The 16542-nt window shown below is 62.5% G+C and carries 15 protein-coding genes; 3 read left to right on the forward strand and 12 right to left on the reverse strand.

Annotated elements, in window-relative coordinates; genetic code table 11:
* Nucleotides 1-86: 86 nt before the first annotated feature.
* Complete coding sequence (locus KW843_RS21390; protein WP_218297158.1) at nucleotides 87-440, forward strand: phage holin family protein; 354 nt, start codon at nucleotides 87-89, stop codon at nucleotides 438-440.
* On the opposite strand, the gene KW843_RS21395 is transcribed toward KW843_RS21390, so the two are convergent.
* Entirely contained in the window at nucleotides 408-1931 is a 1524-nt protein-coding gene (locus KW843_RS21395) for a M48 family metalloprotease (RefSeq protein ID WP_218297159.1), read from the reverse strand. The genes KW843_RS21390 and KW843_RS21395 overlap by 33 nt on opposite strands.
* Before the next feature lie 130 nt (nucleotides 1932-2061).
* On the opposite strand from KW843_RS21395, the gene moaC reads away from it, so the two are divergent.
* On the forward strand, nucleotides 2062-2640 hold the full coding sequence (moaC, locus tag KW843_RS21400) for a cyclic pyranopterin monophosphate synthase MoaC (protein WP_218297160.1): 579 nt from the start codon (nucleotides 2062-2064) through the stop codon (nucleotides 2638-2640).
* On the opposite strand, the gene KW843_RS21405 is transcribed toward moaC, so the two are convergent.
* The 11 genes from KW843_RS21405 to sucC all read right to left on the reverse strand — a co-directional run bounded on the left by KW843_RS21405 (nucleotide 2593) and on the right by sucC (nucleotide 15345).
* Entirely contained in the window at nucleotides 2593-3300 is a 708-nt protein-coding gene (locus tag KW843_RS21405; protein ID WP_255594860.1) for a hypothetical protein, read from the reverse strand. The two genes, moaC and KW843_RS21405, sit on opposite strands and share 48 nt — an antisense overlap.
* 119 nt (nucleotides 3301-3419) lie before the next feature.
* Nucleotides 3420-3950, reverse strand: coding sequence for a pilin (locus KW843_RS21410; protein WP_218297162.1), 531 nt, complete (start codon nucleotides 3948-3950; stop codon nucleotides 3420-3422).
* A gap of 133 nt (nucleotides 3951-4083) precedes the next feature.
* Nucleotides 4084-4632 carry a pilin gene (locus KW843_RS21415; protein ID WP_218297163.1) on the reverse strand — a complete coding sequence of 183 codons (549 nt, stop codon included), beginning with the start codon at nucleotides 4630-4632 and terminating at the stop codon, nucleotides 4084-4086.
* Nucleotides 4633-4919: 287 nt separating this feature from the next.
* Nucleotides 4920-5717, reverse strand: coding sequence for a 3',5'-cyclic-nucleotide phosphodiesterase (locus KW843_RS21420; protein ID WP_218297164.1), 798 nt, complete (start codon nucleotides 5715-5717; stop codon nucleotides 4920-4922).
* A gap of 12 nt (nucleotides 5718-5729) precedes the next feature.
* Nucleotides 5730-7946, reverse strand: a complete 2217-nt coding sequence (locus KW843_RS21425) for a CHASE2 domain-containing protein (RefSeq protein ID WP_218297226.1) — start codon at nucleotides 7944-7946, stop codon at nucleotides 5730-5732.
* A gap of 109 nt (nucleotides 7947-8055) precedes the next feature.
* Nucleotides 8056-8706, reverse strand: a complete 651-nt coding sequence (locus tag KW843_RS21430; RefSeq protein WP_218297165.1) for an FHA domain-containing protein — start codon at nucleotides 8704-8706, stop codon at nucleotides 8056-8058.
* Nucleotides 8707-8750: 44 nt separating this feature from the next.
* Nucleotides 8751-9539 carry a Stp1/IreP family PP2C-type Ser/Thr phosphatase gene (locus tag KW843_RS21435; protein ID WP_218297166.1) on the reverse strand — a complete coding sequence of 263 codons (789 nt, stop codon included), beginning with the start codon at nucleotides 9537-9539 and terminating at the stop codon, nucleotides 8751-8753.
* 17 nt (nucleotides 9540-9556) lie between these two features.
* Nucleotides 9557-12190 (reverse strand): CHASE2 domain-containing serine/threonine-protein kinase, encoded by a 2634-nt coding sequence (locus KW843_RS21440; protein ID WP_218297167.1) that lies wholly within the window; start codon nucleotides 12188-12190, stop codon nucleotides 9557-9559.
* Between the two features lie 243 nt (nucleotides 12191-12433).
* Complete coding sequence (locus KW843_RS21445) at nucleotides 12434-13120, reverse strand: TerC family protein (RefSeq protein ID WP_218297168.1); 687 nt, start codon at nucleotides 13118-13120, stop codon at nucleotides 12434-12436.
* Between the two features lie 152 nt (nucleotides 13121-13272).
* Nucleotides 13273-14169 (reverse strand): succinate--CoA ligase subunit alpha, encoded by an 897-nt coding sequence (gene sucD, locus KW843_RS21450; RefSeq protein WP_218297169.1) that lies wholly within the window; start codon nucleotides 14167-14169, stop codon nucleotides 13273-13275.
* Between the two features lie 15 nt (nucleotides 14170-14184).
* Nucleotides 14185-15345, reverse strand: a complete 1161-nt coding sequence (gene sucC / locus KW843_RS21455; RefSeq protein WP_218297170.1) for an ADP-forming succinate--CoA ligase subunit beta — start codon at nucleotides 15343-15345, stop codon at nucleotides 14185-14187.
* A 221-nt stretch (nucleotides 15346-15566) separates the two neighbouring features.
* Between sucC and argC the strand changes: the two genes are divergently transcribed.
* Complete coding sequence (gene argC / locus KW843_RS21460; RefSeq protein ID WP_218297171.1) at nucleotides 15567-16499, forward strand: N-acetyl-gamma-glutamyl-phosphate reductase; 933 nt, start codon at nucleotides 15567-15569, stop codon at nucleotides 16497-16499.
* The last annotated feature ends 43 nt before the right edge of the window (nucleotides 16500-16542 follow it).

The raw sequence follows: 16542 nt of genomic DNA on the forward strand, positions 1-16542 counted from the left end.
ATGGGCGCCTTCTTCCCGGCGTCGGGGGGCGAGGGGCCTGCTTCGCGCATTTCCTCTTCGCGCCGGGCCGGTGCTATTCTCCGGCCATGAAACTCCTTCTGAAATGGCTGCTCAGCGCCGCGTCGCTGCTGTTCGTGGCCTATGTCTACAGCGGCGTGGAAGTGCAAAGCTTCACGTCCGCGTTGATCGCGGCCTTTGTGATTGGCCTGTTCAACGTGGTGTTGCGGCCGGTGCTGGTGGTGCTGACACTGCCGGTCACGATCGTCACCGTGGGCCTCTTTCTCTTCGTCATCAATGCGCTGATGTTCTGGGCGGCGGCCAGCGTGCTGGACGGTTTTCACGTCAATGGCTTCGGCGCCGCGTTGCTGGGATCGCTGATCTACTCCCTGCTCGGCGTGGTGATCGAATCAGCGCTCGGCGGCCTGTTCACGAAGAAGTGACTCCACGGCCCGCAGCCGCGTGTCGATGATGGATGCCTCGATGTGGTCCACCTGCGGTCCGCCACGCCGTGCGAGATCCTGGCCTGCCTTGAAACGGTCCACCGCCGCCGCGTAGTCATAGCGCGCGGCGTGCGCCTCCGCTTCCGCACGCACGGCCCGCAGCGGCTGGCCTTGGGCCTGCCAGGTCGATGCCAGGAGCTGCCACGCCGTGGCGTCCCTGGGGTTTGTGGCAACCCAGCTTTGCAGTGGCCCGCTGCCCTCGGCCGCACGCCCGGCACGCAGGAGGGCCTGTGAACGCAGAACCAGTTCAGGGCGGCGGTTGCCGCCATGGCTGTCGCCGCCGCCCACATCGCTGGAAAGCATGTTCACAGCGGCGCCTGCCTCGCCAGCCGCCAGTTCAATTTCGGCCTCCAGCAGCCTTGCCAACCGGTGGGCCGGGGCGTCGTTGCGAACCAGATCTTCCAGTTTTTTTGCGGTCGCGCGCGCGCCTGTGGCATCCCGCAGTTGGCTGCTGCCCAGGGCTGCCGCGTACAGCACGGCGGCGCGCCGGGTGGCGGGCTGGGAGGTAAACCCCGTGCCCTGGGGCTCGGCGATCCACTGGCGCAGGGTGTCGACCCCCGGATTGGACAGCACCCTGGCACGCGCCGCGACCATTGCGTGTTCCTGCGTGGAAGGCGCTGCCGCCGTGGTGGTGGCACCCGGAGGAATGCGCGAGTGCATGTCCGCCATGCGCTCGGTGGTCAGCGGGTGGCTGCGCAGATAGGGCCAGGAGCCGTTGTCGTTGAGACGGTTGGCCTGCTGGAGCTTGTCGAACATGCTCACGAATCCTTGCGGCGCGAACCCCGCGGGCGCCATCAGGCCGTAGCCGATGCGGTCTGCCTCCCGCTCCATGTCGCGCGAGAAATTGAGCTGGTTCTGCATCGCCAGCGCCTGGCCACCCACCACCAGCGCCTGTGTGGCACCTGGGTTCTTGCTGGCCGCCAGGGCACCCAGAATCATCGCGCCCAGCAGCAGGGGCGTCTGTTTGCTTTGCTGGGTGACCAGGCGGGAGATATGGCGCTGGGTGACATGGCTGAGTTCGTGGGCCAGCACAGAGGCCAGTTCGTCGCGGCTGGTCACGACGCCGACGAGCCCCAGGTGCAGGCCCAGATAGCCCCCAGGCAGCGCGAAGGCATTGACTGTGCGGTCCCGGCCCAGAAGGATTTCCCAGGCAAAGCGCTCATCCAGCTCGGAAGAGAGTTCCCCGCGTGCCTTGGCGGCAGCCATCAGCGGGCGCCATATGCCTTGTACATAGTCCGCGATCACAGGATCGTCGATGTAGTCGGGATCCCGGTAGAGTTCGCGGATGATGCGGTCACCCAGGCGGCGCTCGGCGCTGGTGGTGAGGTCGCTGGAGTCGCCGAGGGTGGGGAGATCGGTCTGGGCCACCGCCAACGGCATATGCAACGCCTCATGAGCTACAAGAAATATAGCTGCTACCGCTTTATGCATAGGCACTCGAAGCCATTTTCGCTGAAATTTCCGCACGAAGGTCCTTCCCATCCGCAGGGCGATGCACATGCCTTGCCCTGTACTAACGCCGTATGATGCCTTCGCCTTCTAAATGTTTCGCTCCATTCGCATGTCCATCTTCACCTCGCCTCTCACCCACTTCGACGCCCAAGGCAAAGCCCATATGGTGGACGTTGGTGCCAAACCCGCTACTCGCCGAATCGCAGTGGCCAGGGGCCGGATTGAAATGCTGCCTGCCACTCTGGCGTTGATCCAATCCGGTACTACCCACAAGGGAGATGTGCTTGGCATTGCGCGTGTCGCAGGCATCATGGCAGCGAAGAAAACCAGTGACTTAATCCCTCTGTGTCATCCTCTGGCACTCACCCGCGTTGCCCTTGAATTCGAAGATTCTGGTGCGCGGCAGCCGGGAACGATTGGCATAGTTTGCTCTGCAACAGTGGAAACGGTTGGCCCTACTGGTGTGGAAATGGAAGCACTCACCGCCGTTCAGATAACCCTACTTACTATTTACGACATGTGCAAGGCCGTTGACAGGGGAATGTCTATCCACGATGTGTGCATAGTGGAAAAGCATGGGGGCAAGTCAGGGAGTTTTGTGACCGAGAGGCTCGCCGAGCTGGGAGGTGAGACTAGGCTGTCAGAAAAAACCATCAATACGGGCGTAAGACACAGGCAAGGCAGTTGATTTGTGAAGAAAAACTACCCAATCAAATCTACGTCCAGCTGTCAGTGGTAGCCAGATTAGATCGGATTCAGGAGTTTTTGCAGCTCGTACCGCAGTGTTTATTCGTTCTGCATCCGCTGGGCGATTAGCTCTCAAGACGGCTATTGACCGCCCCGCCTTCAACACCTGAGGAATCGACAGATCATATGTTTGCCACCAGTCCGGCCGCAGTGACGGCTCCAGCCCTTCCAGTGACATGTCGATGCTTTCCAGCATCTCTTGATTATCTTTGGGTTGCCGGATGCCAACGAGCACTGGCCCCATCCATGGGAGCTGTTGAAGTCCCTTTACCGCATGCGCTAAATGGGCGGAGTTGACTTCTGCCGCCGAAACCAGACGAATACGGTCCACCTCAAATACCAAGCGTACAGGACGAGTATCTGTCACGGTGCTCATTCCGTAGGCCAGCGCTGCAGCTTGGATTAAACCGACGAGCGACATGTCGAGGGTTAGTTCTCTTGCAGACTTAGCGGGATTCCACAACACCAAGGTCAGCAGCGGCCCGCATACCACATCAACCCCAATTACCAACCAAAACAATTCACGGCCAGAAACGAGTTCATAGAACGGCCAGGGATACCAAACATAAAAAACCAGAATCGCGGCCAACGTGGCGATCATGACGGTCACGAGCAAGTGAGTGGTCGAGGCCTTTAGGGCGGCACGGTGGCGAATACGCATGGGACAAAGTAAGTCAAAAAACGTTAAAAACACCAACTCCTATAAACCACGATTTCCCCTTAAAGTGGATGGCGGCAATTGGCTGGTACATAGCGGAAGGCGGTCATCAAGGCCACTCCACAGCCCCATACTACAGGAGCTCTGGCGGCGAGCGGTGACCCGGGGACCGCGGTGTTGGTCACAATGCCGCTGCCGGGGGTCAGAACCAATGGAGTCCCCAATACAGAACCTACCCCACCTCCGTAGTTGATCGTGATGCGGCCTTCTGGCAATACAGGTGCAGAGACGTCTGCAATGGCGCCAATAGCAATCGAGGTGACATGCGTTCCTGGGACGTACTGATATCCATAGCTGCCCGCCACCGGGGCACCCGTGCCAGCATAGGGCAAGATACCGCCGCTTTGCGTTGCAAAGAATGAATCCACCACCGCTGTTTTGGCAGTGCCAGCTAGGCTAAGGCCCTCTGTAACTCGGGCACGGATGGTGTAATCTTGATACATGGGCAGTGCCACCGCTGCCAAGATTCCGATGATGGCCACTACGATCATTAATTCGATCAAAGTGAATCCCGATTGAAAGTGCTGTTTCATGCCTTCTTCCTCTCTTCCATACAACTGAAGTGGCACTTGAATTGAATGAGTGACGAATGAAAGCACAGCAACATTCAAATGTGATTCACCAAAAAAAAGGCCGCACAAGGCGGCCTTTCTCCAATCGCCTTTATTAGACGTTGTTAAAGCGGCAGTTGGCCGGAACATACTTGAAAGAGGCGGTGGCAGCAATGCCGCAACCCCAGACAACAGGAGCGCCTGCTGTCAAAGGACCACTTGGTACGGCGGAATTGGTTACCGTGCCAGCGCCGGGAGTGAGCAACAACGGATTGCCCAAAGTGGTTCCAAGGGAACCGGCATAGGTAACGGTGATTCGACCAGAATTAGCTGCGACGGGAACAGCAATGGTAGTCGCTGCAATCGCAATAGAAGCTACATTGGTGCCGGCGGTATATTCATATCCATACGTGGTGTTTCCAAGCGCGGGAGCGACAATCGCACCGGTGCCAGCATAGGCTTCAATCGTGCCTTGCGTGGTATTCGCAAATGTTTCTGCAACTGCCGTCTTCGCGGCCGATGCCAAGCTCAGGCCTTCAGATACCTTGGCGCGGATGGTGTAGTCTTGGTAAGCAGGCAGTGCCACAGCAGCCAGAATACCGATGATGGCCACTACGATCATCAGTTCGATGAGTGTGAAACCCTTTTGCAGATTGCGCTTCATAAGAAACTCCTTGGAGGTCGATTGCAATTAACAACCTGCAGAAGAATTCTCCAGGTCTGATCATGATGCAGCATTTCTCATGCCAGCTTGGTGTCTGCCAAAGGCAGTGAGTCCACTCTGCACGATCCCAGCTCGCTGGCGCAGCCTAATATGCGGCTACGGAGGATGGGGTGACATTTTTGTTCCGTCACGACTGTCATCGATTCCATGTTTTGTTGCCAGTTGTGCAGGATTTGTCATTGAAGCTGCGCAGCCGACGAGGGGGCGCGTGCGTGAACAACGCTGGTCTACAAGGTGAATTCCTGTCCTGCCTGTAACCACTGGATGCTAAATGGGGTCCCCTCATCCGAAAGATTGACAGTCTTGTCGGCAAGCAGCTCCCGTATCTCGCCCATGATGACTTCCGTTTCAGCCGGCTTGGTGTGGGTGATGTACACCGGACAGCCACGCTGTTCGCACAGGCGCAATTCTGCCAACAACGACCGAGGCGACAGGTGCAAGCTACGGCGGGCCAGGGCTCTCTCGCGTTCGCTAAATGCGGTCTCCATGACGAGCATGGCAACAGGCAACTGGTTCACCCGGTCCCAGAAGGCCGAGTTCCGTTCGGTATCACCGCTGAAGACCCACCATCCTTGCAGTCCTTGAATGGCATAGCCCACCGCGGGCACGGTGTGGACTGCTGGAAGGACCTCCACGACCACACCAGCGGAAGTACATTGTTCGCCCACATTGAGCGGACAAAACCGCATGAATGGACTGTCTGTCGAAGGGATACGTGCGAAGTCAGGCCAAATGATATCGTTGAAGATGTGTTTGCGCAGCACCTCAATTGTCGGTCGCAAAGCGTGAATTTGCACAGGGGCTTGGCGAAGCGACGACACGGCGTCGAGCATCAGCGGCAACGCCGCGATGTGATCCAGATGGGAATGCGTCAGAAACACATGGTCGATCTTGCGCATCTCGTCCAGTGTCAGGTCGCCCACCCCCGTACCCGCATCGACCAGAATGCTATCGTCGATGAGGAAGGAAGTAGTCCGGCAATCTTTGGCGATGGCCCCGGAGCAGCCCAATACACGAACCTTCATGGGCCAACCTGTCTATTTAGTGTCGAAATTGGTGGCGTCGTCCCATTCTGGGTCGAAGAGCTGCCCTTGTAAGGTTTGCACGCGGGACGCATACATGTCATAGATGGCAGAGGGCACGGTAGTTTGCTGCAAGCTCACCAGCAGTTTGTCGCATTGTGCCCAGTCCTGGGCGCGATAGGCGTCCAGAAAGTGCTTCCATATGGATAATTCTTCCGCTTTCTGAGGCATCGTGGCGTGCAGTGCGGCAACCGGCGAATAGATAGCCACTGCCTGAGCCTTGCCCTTGACGCGCACCCGATCCAACTCTTGCCAGACAAAACCTGGTGCCTGGGCTTGGGTGGATTCACTCGCCACGGTGCGAACGCCATAGTGCTTGGACAGGCCCTCTAGGCGAGATCCCAAGTTGACCGCGTCGCCGATGACCGTGTAACTGCGCCTCATTTCCGAGCCCATGTCGCCCACACACATGGTGCCGGTGTTGAGTCCTATGCCGATACCAATCTCCGGTAGCTTGCGCTCCCGATGCGACAGATTGATCTGTTCCACTGTCTGCTCCATGTCCAGCGCTGCCCGCACCGCCAGTTGCGCATGGTCTGGCGTAGCCACCGGCGCTCCCCAGAACGCCATCACGCAGTCCCCCATGTACTTGTCGATGGTGCCGCGATGACTGCGAATGATGTGGGTGAGCCGGCTGAACACCTCGTTGAGCAGGGCTTGGAGTTGCAGCGGTTCCATCTGTTCCGACATGGCCGTAAACCCCCGCATATCGCAGAACATGACGGTCAGTTCCTGGTTGCTGGCCTGCATGCTGTATTTGTCGGGCTGCTTGACCATCTCGTCCACCAGTTCCGGCGGCACATACGTGCCAAACAGCGCAGCCAGTTCCCGCTTGGAGCGGCTTTCCACAAAGTAGCCGTAGACCATGTTCAGGGCGAATGCGAACACCGCCATCACCACCACGGTAGCCAATGGCATGGCCAGGCCATGGGCGAGGTAGAGCCAGAGATTGAGCACGGCAAGGACTGAGACGGTCCCAAGGCTGAGCAAGACCGCGGAGGTCGCCGAAAGCGCTGGCAGCGCCACCGCCAGCAAAAGGCCTGCGATGAGCAGCTGCACGGCATCAAAGCCCACGGCGTAGTCTGGCCGCACGATGCTTTTCCCGTCCAGAAAGGCCGAGAGCATGTTGGCGTGCGTCTCCACGCCTGGGTAGGTGCGGCCCACCGGGGTCACGCGCAGGTCCAGCAAGCCGGGCGTGGTCGAGCCCACCAGCACCAGCTGGTTCTGAAGGCTATGGGAAGGGAGCTTGCCCTCCAGGACGTCGGACGCGGAGATGTACCGGAACGACCCACCGCCGACATCCCCGGGGCCGCGAAAGGGGATGAGGGTTGCGAGCTGGGCGTCCACGGGCAATGCCAGCGCGCGGCCATCCTGGCGCAGCACGACGCTCTGCAGCGTGTCATATCCGCCTTCAGGAAGGGGGCTGGCAAAGCCGGGGTGCACTTCCGGCATGCCAAGCACCGTGCGAAACATCGCCAGCGCGAGGGATTCGTAGTACTTCCCCTGGTGCTCCGCAAGCAGGGGGAGGGAGCGGACGACGCCATCGTCATCGGTGATGGAGTTGAAAAAGCCTGCGGCGGGCACGGCGCTGGCAAGCTCTTCGATGTTGCTGCCATAACCGCCCCAGGAAGTGGTTTTCAGCGGCAGCCCGCGCAGCCGCTCCGGGGAGAGCGCTGGCGCGGGCAACACGCCTTTTGTCCTTCCGTCCCGGTCGCTGGTGAGGTAGTAGCCCAGAACCGCCGGCCGCCCCTGGAGCGACCGGGCGAAGAGCGCGTCATAGTCGAGCGCCGGGGCCAGGCGCACGAGTTGTTCCTTGAACCCTGCCTGGGCCCGCAAGGGGCCCCGGGCCAGCTGCTCGAGGCTCGAGAGTCCCGAGCTTCCGTCGGCTTCCGCAAAGAGGACGTCGAAGCCCACGACTGCCACCTGCTGGCGCTCGAACAATTCACGGCTTAGGGTGGCGAGCTTGTCTCGCCCCCAGGGCCAATGCCCCACCCGCTCCAGGCTTTTCTCGTCGATGTCGACGATGACGATGCGCTCGTCCAGCGTGCGCGGCATGGTGGCGCGCAGCCGGGTGTCGTAGATGATGTTTTCCAGCCGCTCCAGGACCTGGAGATGAAGAACGCCTGCAATGTGCAGCAGCGCAAATACCAGCGGAATCAACGTGACCGCCATGCGCCGCCCATGGCGCCAGAACAGGTGCAAGACGGGATTGCGCACGAATTCCAGGGGCAGTGGGCCGGAATGAGCCGCCTATGGGGCTGCTGCAGTCCGGCGGTGGCGGTCAGCTCTGTTCGAACTGCATTTCCGTGCCGGCCAGTTCGAGCCGGTCACCGTTCTTGAGCGGCACGGGCGATGTTCCGATGGAGGCGCCGTTGAGCAACGGCATGTCGGGACCTTCCACGTGGGCCAGCACGAATCCTTGATGGCGCTTGGTGATGGATGCAACCGCCACGCCGGGCTTGCCAATGGTGGTGACCACCTTCTGCAGCGACACTTCACGCCCGGCGGCGGCTCCCGACATGACCCGGATGACCGCGGAAATGGGAACAGGAGCCGGCGCCGGAACTGCGGGGCGCGCGGCTGCGCCGACGGGCGGGACCATGCCGGGCTTGAAGATCATGGTCTTCTCGAAGTTCTGCCCCTCGGCCTCGTGCAGGAAGCGGATCTTGTACTTGCCCACCTCGACCGTGTCGCCGTTGCGCAGTTCCTGCCGCTTGACGGCCTTGGCATTGACGTAGGTGCCGTTGGTGCTGCCCAGGTCTTCAATCTCCACATCCTGGCCCGCCATGTGGATGACGGCATGCTCGCCGCTCACCGCGAGGTTGTCGATCACGATGTCGTTGTAGGGGCGCCGGCCCAGCGTGGTCCGCTCCTTGGTCAGTTGCACTTCCTTGATGACAACCCCGTCGATTGAAACGATCATTCTGGGCATGATCCACTCCTGATGTGATGAGTAATTGTTGTAGTAGTGGCCACTCACGCGGCCCCTAGCAATCGGGACATAAGGCCGCGCTTCTTGCCTCCCGCGGCCGCTTGCACCAGCAGTACGCTCACGTTATCACGGCCACCATTCGCATTGGCGGTGTCGATGAGCAGTGTGGCTTTTTCCTCCAGGGGAACAGGTGCCCGCACCAGTTCCGCCAGGTCCGCGTCCGCGACCATGTCCGTGAGCCCGTCCGAACACATCAGGAACAAGTCATTCGGCGCGACCTGGAATTCGTTGACTTCCATCATGACGTTGGGCTCCACGCCCAGCGCGCGGGTGACCAGGTTGCGGTTGGACGACAGGGCCGCTTGCTGTGCGGTGAGCAAGCCGGCATCCACCTGTTCCTGAAGCCAGGAGTGGTCGCGCGTGATCTGCTGCAGGACGCCGTCCCGCACGCGGTAGCAGCGGGAGTCGCCGATGTGCCCGAGGATGAGGCGGCTGCCGTGGAAGACCCCCACCACCAGCGTGGTGCCCATCCCTGCGTACTGGGGGTTGGACAGCGACGCTCCAAGGATCGCGTGGTTGGCGTTCTCCACGCAGATTTCCAGGGCGCGGCGTACGTCGGTGGATTGCGGCGTGCCGCCTGCCTGCCCCAGCCAGCGGGCCATCTCGGTGCGGATGAAGGTGGTGGCCATGCCGCTTGCCACTTCGCCGGCGTTGTATCCGCCCATGCCATCGGCCAGGATGGCGACCTGCGCATCCCGGTCGACCGCCACCGCGTCTTCATTGTTGGTGCGCACGCGGCCTTTGTCGGTCCGCGCGAAAAATTCGTAGGTCATGGATGTGGAGGCGTGCGTCATCGGGCGCCTGGAATCGGCGGGGATGCCGCACCCCGCCCGGCGGGTGGCTCCATCACGGTTTCCTGAAAATCCGCCATTTCATGCCCTGTTGCATCGCGGTCCGCATCATAGACGACTGCTTCCGGGCCCGGTAACACTTCCGGCGCCGAGGATGCTGCGCCTGCCTGGCGAAGGTCGGAAGCGAATTGCCGCCCCGTCTGGTAGCGCGCCTGCGGGCGCTTCTGGAGGGCCAGGGCCACCACGCGGGCCACCGCGGATGAAAGCTCCGGCCGCAGCTGGCGGATGTCGGGTGCGTCCACGCTGGCGATCTTGTGCATGAGCTCGGTCATCGACTCGCCGCGCAGCGGCAAGGACCCGGTCAGCAGCTGGAACAGCGTGACGCCCAAGGAATACAGGTCCGATCGGCCATCCACCTTCTTGCCCGCGAGCTGCTCGGGCGACATGAAGCTGGGGGTGCCCAGGACCATCCCCGTGCGCGTCTTGCTGGAGTCCGTGATGCGCGCGATGCCAAAGTCCGTCACCTTCACGGCGTCCGTGGCGGCGTCGAACATGATGTTGGCCGGCTTGATATCGCGGTGCACCACGTTGTGCGCATGGGCATAGTCCAGTGCCTCGGCGACGCGGGCCGCAATGGACAGCACGGTGTCCACGGGCAGGAGCTGCCCGGCCCGGCATGCCTGCGTCAGGTCGGAGCCCTTGAGGAATTCCATGGCGATGTAGGCGAGGTCGTGTTCTTCGCCGGCATCGAATATCGTCACGATGTAGGGATGCTGCAGGCGTCCCGCGGTTTCCGCCTCGCGGAAGAAGCGGGCCCTCGCGTCGATCAGCGCGTCCCCTTCGAATTCTTCTCCCAGGGCCAGCGTCTTGATGGCGACCACGCGTCCGATCTTCGGATCCCGTCCCAGGTAGACGACGCCCATCGCTCCTTTGCCGATCTCCTTGTCGATCCGGTAGCGACCGAGCATCGGGATACCGGCTGTGGCATCGCCCGGCAGGCGCGGCGAGGCCGGCGGGACCGACGCGGGCGTGCTGGAGGGCGGGCCATCCGCGTCCTTCTGCAGCTGGGCCCGCACGCGCTTGTAGCGGGCATATGCATCCTTGTAGGCGCGGTTGTGCTGCAGGATGTGCTTGTAGACGGACTTGGCCTTGGCAAAGTTGCGCTTGCGCTCGAAGTCCTGCGCCAGGTGGTACAGGTTGTCCATCAAGGCATCACTGGGAGGTACCTTGCGCAGGCGCTCGAATGCCATGTCGAGCTGCCCCTGCCCTTGCAGGGCCAGCCCCATCATGCGGTCGGTTTCGGCGGCTTCCCCGGACGATTCCTGGGTGCTGCCTCCCCCCATGCGCAGCGCGGTGAATGCCACCACCCCCACGAGCAAGGCCAGGGTGCCGGGTGCCAACGATATCCACTGCCCGGCATGGCGCAGCAAGCCCCATTCGGTGCCTGCCAGGAGCAACAGCAGCACTGCGCTCAGCGCCCATCCCGCGGCACGCGAAAGCCGGGGAAGAACCAAGGCCACGAAGAGCCAGGCCCCCAGCACCGCCCCCCATGCAGCCGCGGGCGCCCAGGAGGGCCTTTGCACACCGAGGCCCTGCCGCATGGCGGAGACGGTGTGCGCGAGCATCTCGACCGGGTACATCGTCCGTGCGCCCGGCTGAACCCAGGGCGCCGCCAGTGCCTCGCTGGTGTCCCCCACCAAGACGACCTTGTCCTTGAAGGTGTGAAGGGGCACCTTGCCGCTGAGCGCCTGGGCAAAGGACACCGTGGGAAACGGTGTCGCGCCATCCTGCGCGGCATGAGAGCGCGGGTGCATGGCGGCGGCCTCGTCCGTGGCAATGTGCAGTCCGCCCACACGCACACCGCGCGGCTCGTCCTGGGTGCGGATCTCGTTCGGGCCCAGATGCAGGCTGTGCCGCGTTGCCAGCAATGCCAGCGAGGGCACCGCGACTCCGTCATACCGCAGCAGCAGTGGGATGCGGCGCACGCGGCCGTCGTCATCCGCTTCCATGGACAGGTGGCCGACGCCTGCCGCCACGGAGCCGAGTTCCGCGATGGGGTGCCGGGCCGACGTGGCGGGTGTGGCGAAGGACCCAGAGTCGGGCAGGACGCTGCGGTGCGCATAGGGGGGCAGCGGCGTCGCCTTTCCTCCGGCCAGGGCATAGCTTGAGGCCAGGAACACATTGCCGGCGCGCTGGATGCTGGCCGCGAGGCGGCCATCGGTGTCGAGCGCCTGCTCCGCCTCGGCGGTGGCACGGCCCAACTCGGCGGCCAGCGGAGATGTTTCCCCGGCGCGCGCAAGCGTCTCCCGCACCGTGCGGACGTAGGCAAGGCCGCGGTCGGATTCAGGGGTGGCGAAGGAAGGGGTCAAGACAATGGTCTTGGCGCCCGCGGCCGCCAGCTGGTCGACGAGCCGGGCGTAGACATCGCGGGACCAGGGTGCGCTTCCCAGCGCTGCCAGGCTGGCATCGTCCATGCCGACGATGACAATTTCAGGCAAGGGGGGTGGCGTGGCGACACTGCTCGCTGCGTCATACACGCGGTATTCCAGGGACTGGAAGACACCAGCGGCCGCACACAGCGCAATGACCACCGCCGAGGCCACTGCGCCCCGAAACCCATCGGTCCGCCACATGCCCAGCCACCGACCCGAGGTTGTTCGTCCCACTTGCTATTGGTTCCACACTGTATTTGTGTGGGTAAAAGCAATATCTGCGCCCGGGCGGGCAGGGTGCGCGGCCGTCGCCGTTACCGCAGCGCCGCTGGGCCCCTGCAGGCACGGATGCCCTTCTTGTCGTGGCGAGGCGGCCGCCACGCTGTGGGGGTGCCACTTTTGTCACATGGTGCAACAATTTGTTGCACCATGTGATGGGCGTAATCAGGCCGCCGATTCCCGCCGGGCCCTGTGGGGCCAGAATTTCCCGGCGCCCACCACCAGCAGCGCGCCAAGCGCCGCGGCCACATAGTGCAGCGAAGGATGCGCCACCACATAGCCATGCAGCGCTGCGTCATTGGCAATGGTTTCCCCCCCCACCCATCCGATCAGGGCGGCCCCCAGCAGCACGATGGCGGGGAAGCGCTCCATGAGCTTGATCATCAGCGTGCTGCCAAAGATCACGAGCGGAATGCTGATGGCCAGGCCGAGCACCAGCAGCAGCACGTTGCCGTGCGCCGCAGCGGCAACGGCGATCACGTTGTCCAGGCTCATCACGAGGTCCGCAATGAGAATGGTGCGCACCGCCGCCATGAGGCTGCCATAGGCCTTCGACTCGCCTTCCTCTTCCTCATCGTCACTGAGCAGCTGGAAGCCGATCCACAGCAGCAGGCAGCCGCCGACGATCTGCAGGAACGAGAGCTCCAGCAGCTTGGCTGCCACCACGGTGAGCAGGATGCGCAGCACCACTGCCGCGCCAGACCCCCAGAAAACGGCCTTGCGCTGCTGATGGGGAGGGAGGGACCGGGCCGCCAGGGCGATGACGACGGCGTTGTCGCCCGAAAGAATGATGTTGATCCAGACGATCTTCATCAGGCCGATCCAGAAATCGGCACTTTGCACAAACTCCATACTGAACTCCACTGTTATGAATGCAAGAAGCGCCGGGAACCAGGGTTCCGAGCGCTTCTCTTTTTATTGGAGCGGCCAGTTTATCGGGCCTTGCGGCTGCGGGCGTCCGTAATTGTGCTTACGAATGCCCGTGCCGGTGTAGGGCCGGCAGCTTACTTGAGCTGGGCCTTGAGCAGCTTGCCCAGCTCCGACGGGTTGCGGGTGATGATGAAGCCCGACTCTTCCATGATGGCGAGCTTGGCATCGGCCGTGTCGGCGCCGCCGGAGATCAGCGCGCCGGCATGGCCCATGCGCTTGCCGGGAGGCGCGGTCACGCCAGCGATGAAGCCCACGATAGGCTTCTTCATGTTGGCCTTGCACCACTGGGCGGCTTCGGCTTCGTCAGGGCCGCCGATTTCGCCGATCATGATCACGGCGTCGGTGTCCGGATCGTCGTTGAACGCCTTCATCACGTCGATGTGCTTCAAGCCATTGATGGGGTCGCCACCAATGCCCACGGCGCTCGACTGGCCCAGGCCCACTTCGGTCAACATGGCCACGGCTTCGTACGTCAGCGTGCCGGAGCGGCTCACGACGCCGATGCGGCCCTTGCGGTGGATGTGGCCGGGCATGATGCCGATCTTGATTTCGTCGGGCGTGATGAGGCCGGGGCAGTTCGGGCCCAGCAGCAGTGTCTTCTTGCCCCCGGCGGCTTCCTTGGCCTTCATCTTGTTGCGCACCATCAGCATGTCCTTGACCGGAATGCCCTCGGTGATGCAGATGGCCATGTCCAGGTCGGCTTCCACAGCTTCCCAGATCGCATCAGCAGCGCCTGCGGGCGGCACGTAGATCACCGACACGGTGGCGCCGGTCTGCGATGCGGCTTCCTTGACGGAGGCGTAGATCGGGATGTTGAAGATCGACTCGCCGGCCTTCTTGGGGTTCACGCCTGCCACGAAGCAGTTCTTGCCGTTCGCGTATTCCTGGCACTTCTCGGTGTGGAACTGGCCGGTCTTGCCCGTGATGCCCTGGGTGATGACCTTGGTGTCTTTGTTGATGTAGATCGACATGTGTGTTCTCCGGGCTTACTTGACGGCAGCAACGATCTTGGTCGCAGCTTCGGCCATGGTGTCTGCGGCGATGATGGGCAGGCCGGACTCGGCCAGCATCTTCTTGCCCAGCTCTTCGTTCGTGCCCTTCATGCGCACGACCAGCGGCACGTTCAGGTTCACGGCCTTGCAGGCGGTGATCACGCCGGTGGCGATGGTGTCGCACTTCATGATGCCGCCGAAGATGTTGACCAGGATGCCCTCGACCTTGGGGTTCTTGAGCATGATCTTGAAGGCTTCGGTCACCTTCTCGGGGGTGGCGCCGCCGCCCACGTCCAGGAAGTTGGCCGGCTCGCCGCCGAACAGCTTGATGGTGTCCATGGTCGCCATGGCCAGGCCGGCACCGTTCACCAGGCAGCCGATGTTGCCGTCCAGGCTGATGTAGGCCAGGTCGAACTTGGATGCTTCCACTTCGGCTGGATCTTCTTCGTCCAGATCGCGGAAAGCCACGATGTCAGGGTGGCGGAACAGCGCATTGGCGTCGAAGTTGAACTTCGCGTCCAGGGCCATCAGATTGCCCTTGGAGTCGCAATTCAGCGGGTTGATTTCCACCAGCGACGCGTCGGTGTCCATGTAGCACTTGTAGATCTTGGCGAAGATGTCCACGGCCTGGTCGACGGAAGCGCCGGTCAGGCCGATGGCGGCTGCGACCTTCTTGCTCTGCTCGGTGGTGATACCGGCAATCGGATCGATCATCTCGGTGATGATCTTCTCGGGCGTGGAGTGCGCCACTTCCTCGATGTCCATGCCGCCTTCGCTCGAAGCGATCAGGGCCACCTTCTGCGTGGCGCGGTCGGTGACCAGCGAGACGTACAGTTCGTTCTTGATGTCGGCGCCGTCTTCGATGTACAGGCGGCGGACCTTCTGGCCTTCGGGGCCGGTCTGGTGCGTCTTGAGCTGCATGCCCAGGATCTCGCCAGCGATGCGCTTGACGTCGTCGATGGTCTTGGCAACCTTCACGCCGCCGCCCTTGCCACGGCCACCGGCGTGGATCTGGGCCTTGACGACCCACACGGGGCCGCCCAGTTTCTGGGCTGCTTCCACGGCTTCTTGCACCGTGAATGCGGGAATGCCGCGCGGAACGGGCACACCAAAATTGCGCAAGATTTCCTTGCCTTGGTATTCGTGAATCTTCATGAGGTCTCTCTCAGGGAAGGATGGTGGTTACCCGTTTGCCATGAACAACAAAATGTCTGGCCGCGGGCTGGGGACATGGCAACCAGCGACTGTATCATGTTGCAATGCACCATCCTTGTGCGTGGCTGACGGCTTCGCCGCGCCTGCCGGGTGGCAGTTTCTTGGCTTTTCTCGTGGTTTCTTGGCAGACTTTGCTGCCCATTTTTTGCAGGAGCACCCTTATGTCCAGAGTCTTTATCGATGGCGAAGCCGGCACCACGGGCCTGCAGATCCGTGAGCGCCTGCAGGCCATGCCGCAGATCGAGCTGGTCAGCATCGCGCCCGAGTTGCGCAAGGACCCTGCCGCGAAACGCGACCTGATTGCCGGCGTGGATCTGGTGATCCTGTGCCTGCACGACGATGCTGCGCGTGACACCGTGGCGATGGTGGACGAGATTGCCCGGAGCACGGGCCGCAAGGTCAAGGTGATCGACGCCAGCACGGCCCACCGCACGGCGCCCGGCTGGGTGTTCGGCTTTCCCGAGCTGGCCGCCGGCCAGCGCGAAGCGGTCGCGCAGGCGGACCGCGTGGCCAATCCCGGCTGCTATGCCACCGGTGCGATTGCGCTGCTGCGCCCGCTGGTGGATGCGGGCCTGGTGCCCCCGGACTTCCCGCTCGCCCTGCCCTCGGTCAGCGGCTACTCGGGCGGCGGCCGGACCATGATCGAGGCCTATGAGGCCGGCACGGCGCCGTTGTTCGAGGCCTATGCGCTCACGCTGCAGCACAAGCACCTGCCCGAAATCATGCGTTACACGGGCATCACCCGCCGGCCCATCTTCGTGCCGTCGGTAGGCAACTTCCGCCAGGGCATGCTGGTGCAGCTGCCGCTGCATCTGGACCTGCTGCCCGGCGCACCCAAGGCGGCCGATTTGCACGACGCGCTGGCGGCGCATTACGCCAGGAGCAATACGCCCGAGCAGTGGGTCAGCGTGCTGCCCGCCACGGCCGACGGCAAGCTGGATGCAACCGCGCTGAACGACACCAACAAGCTGGAGCTGCGCGTGTTCGCCAACGAAGAGTACCGGCACGCCGTGCTGATCGCGCGCCTGGACAACCTGGGCAAAGGCGCCAGCGGCGCGGCCGTGCAGAACCTGCAGCTGATGCTGGGCCTCTGACGGCGGAGATAGGTGTGGGGACAACAGGCGGCTCCGGAGCGTG

Origin of the sequence: Acidovorax sp. sif1233 (assembly GCF_019218755.1) — a bacterium.
Classification (GTDB): domain Bacteria; phylum Pseudomonadota; class Gammaproteobacteria; order Burkholderiales; family Burkholderiaceae_C; genus Acidovorax.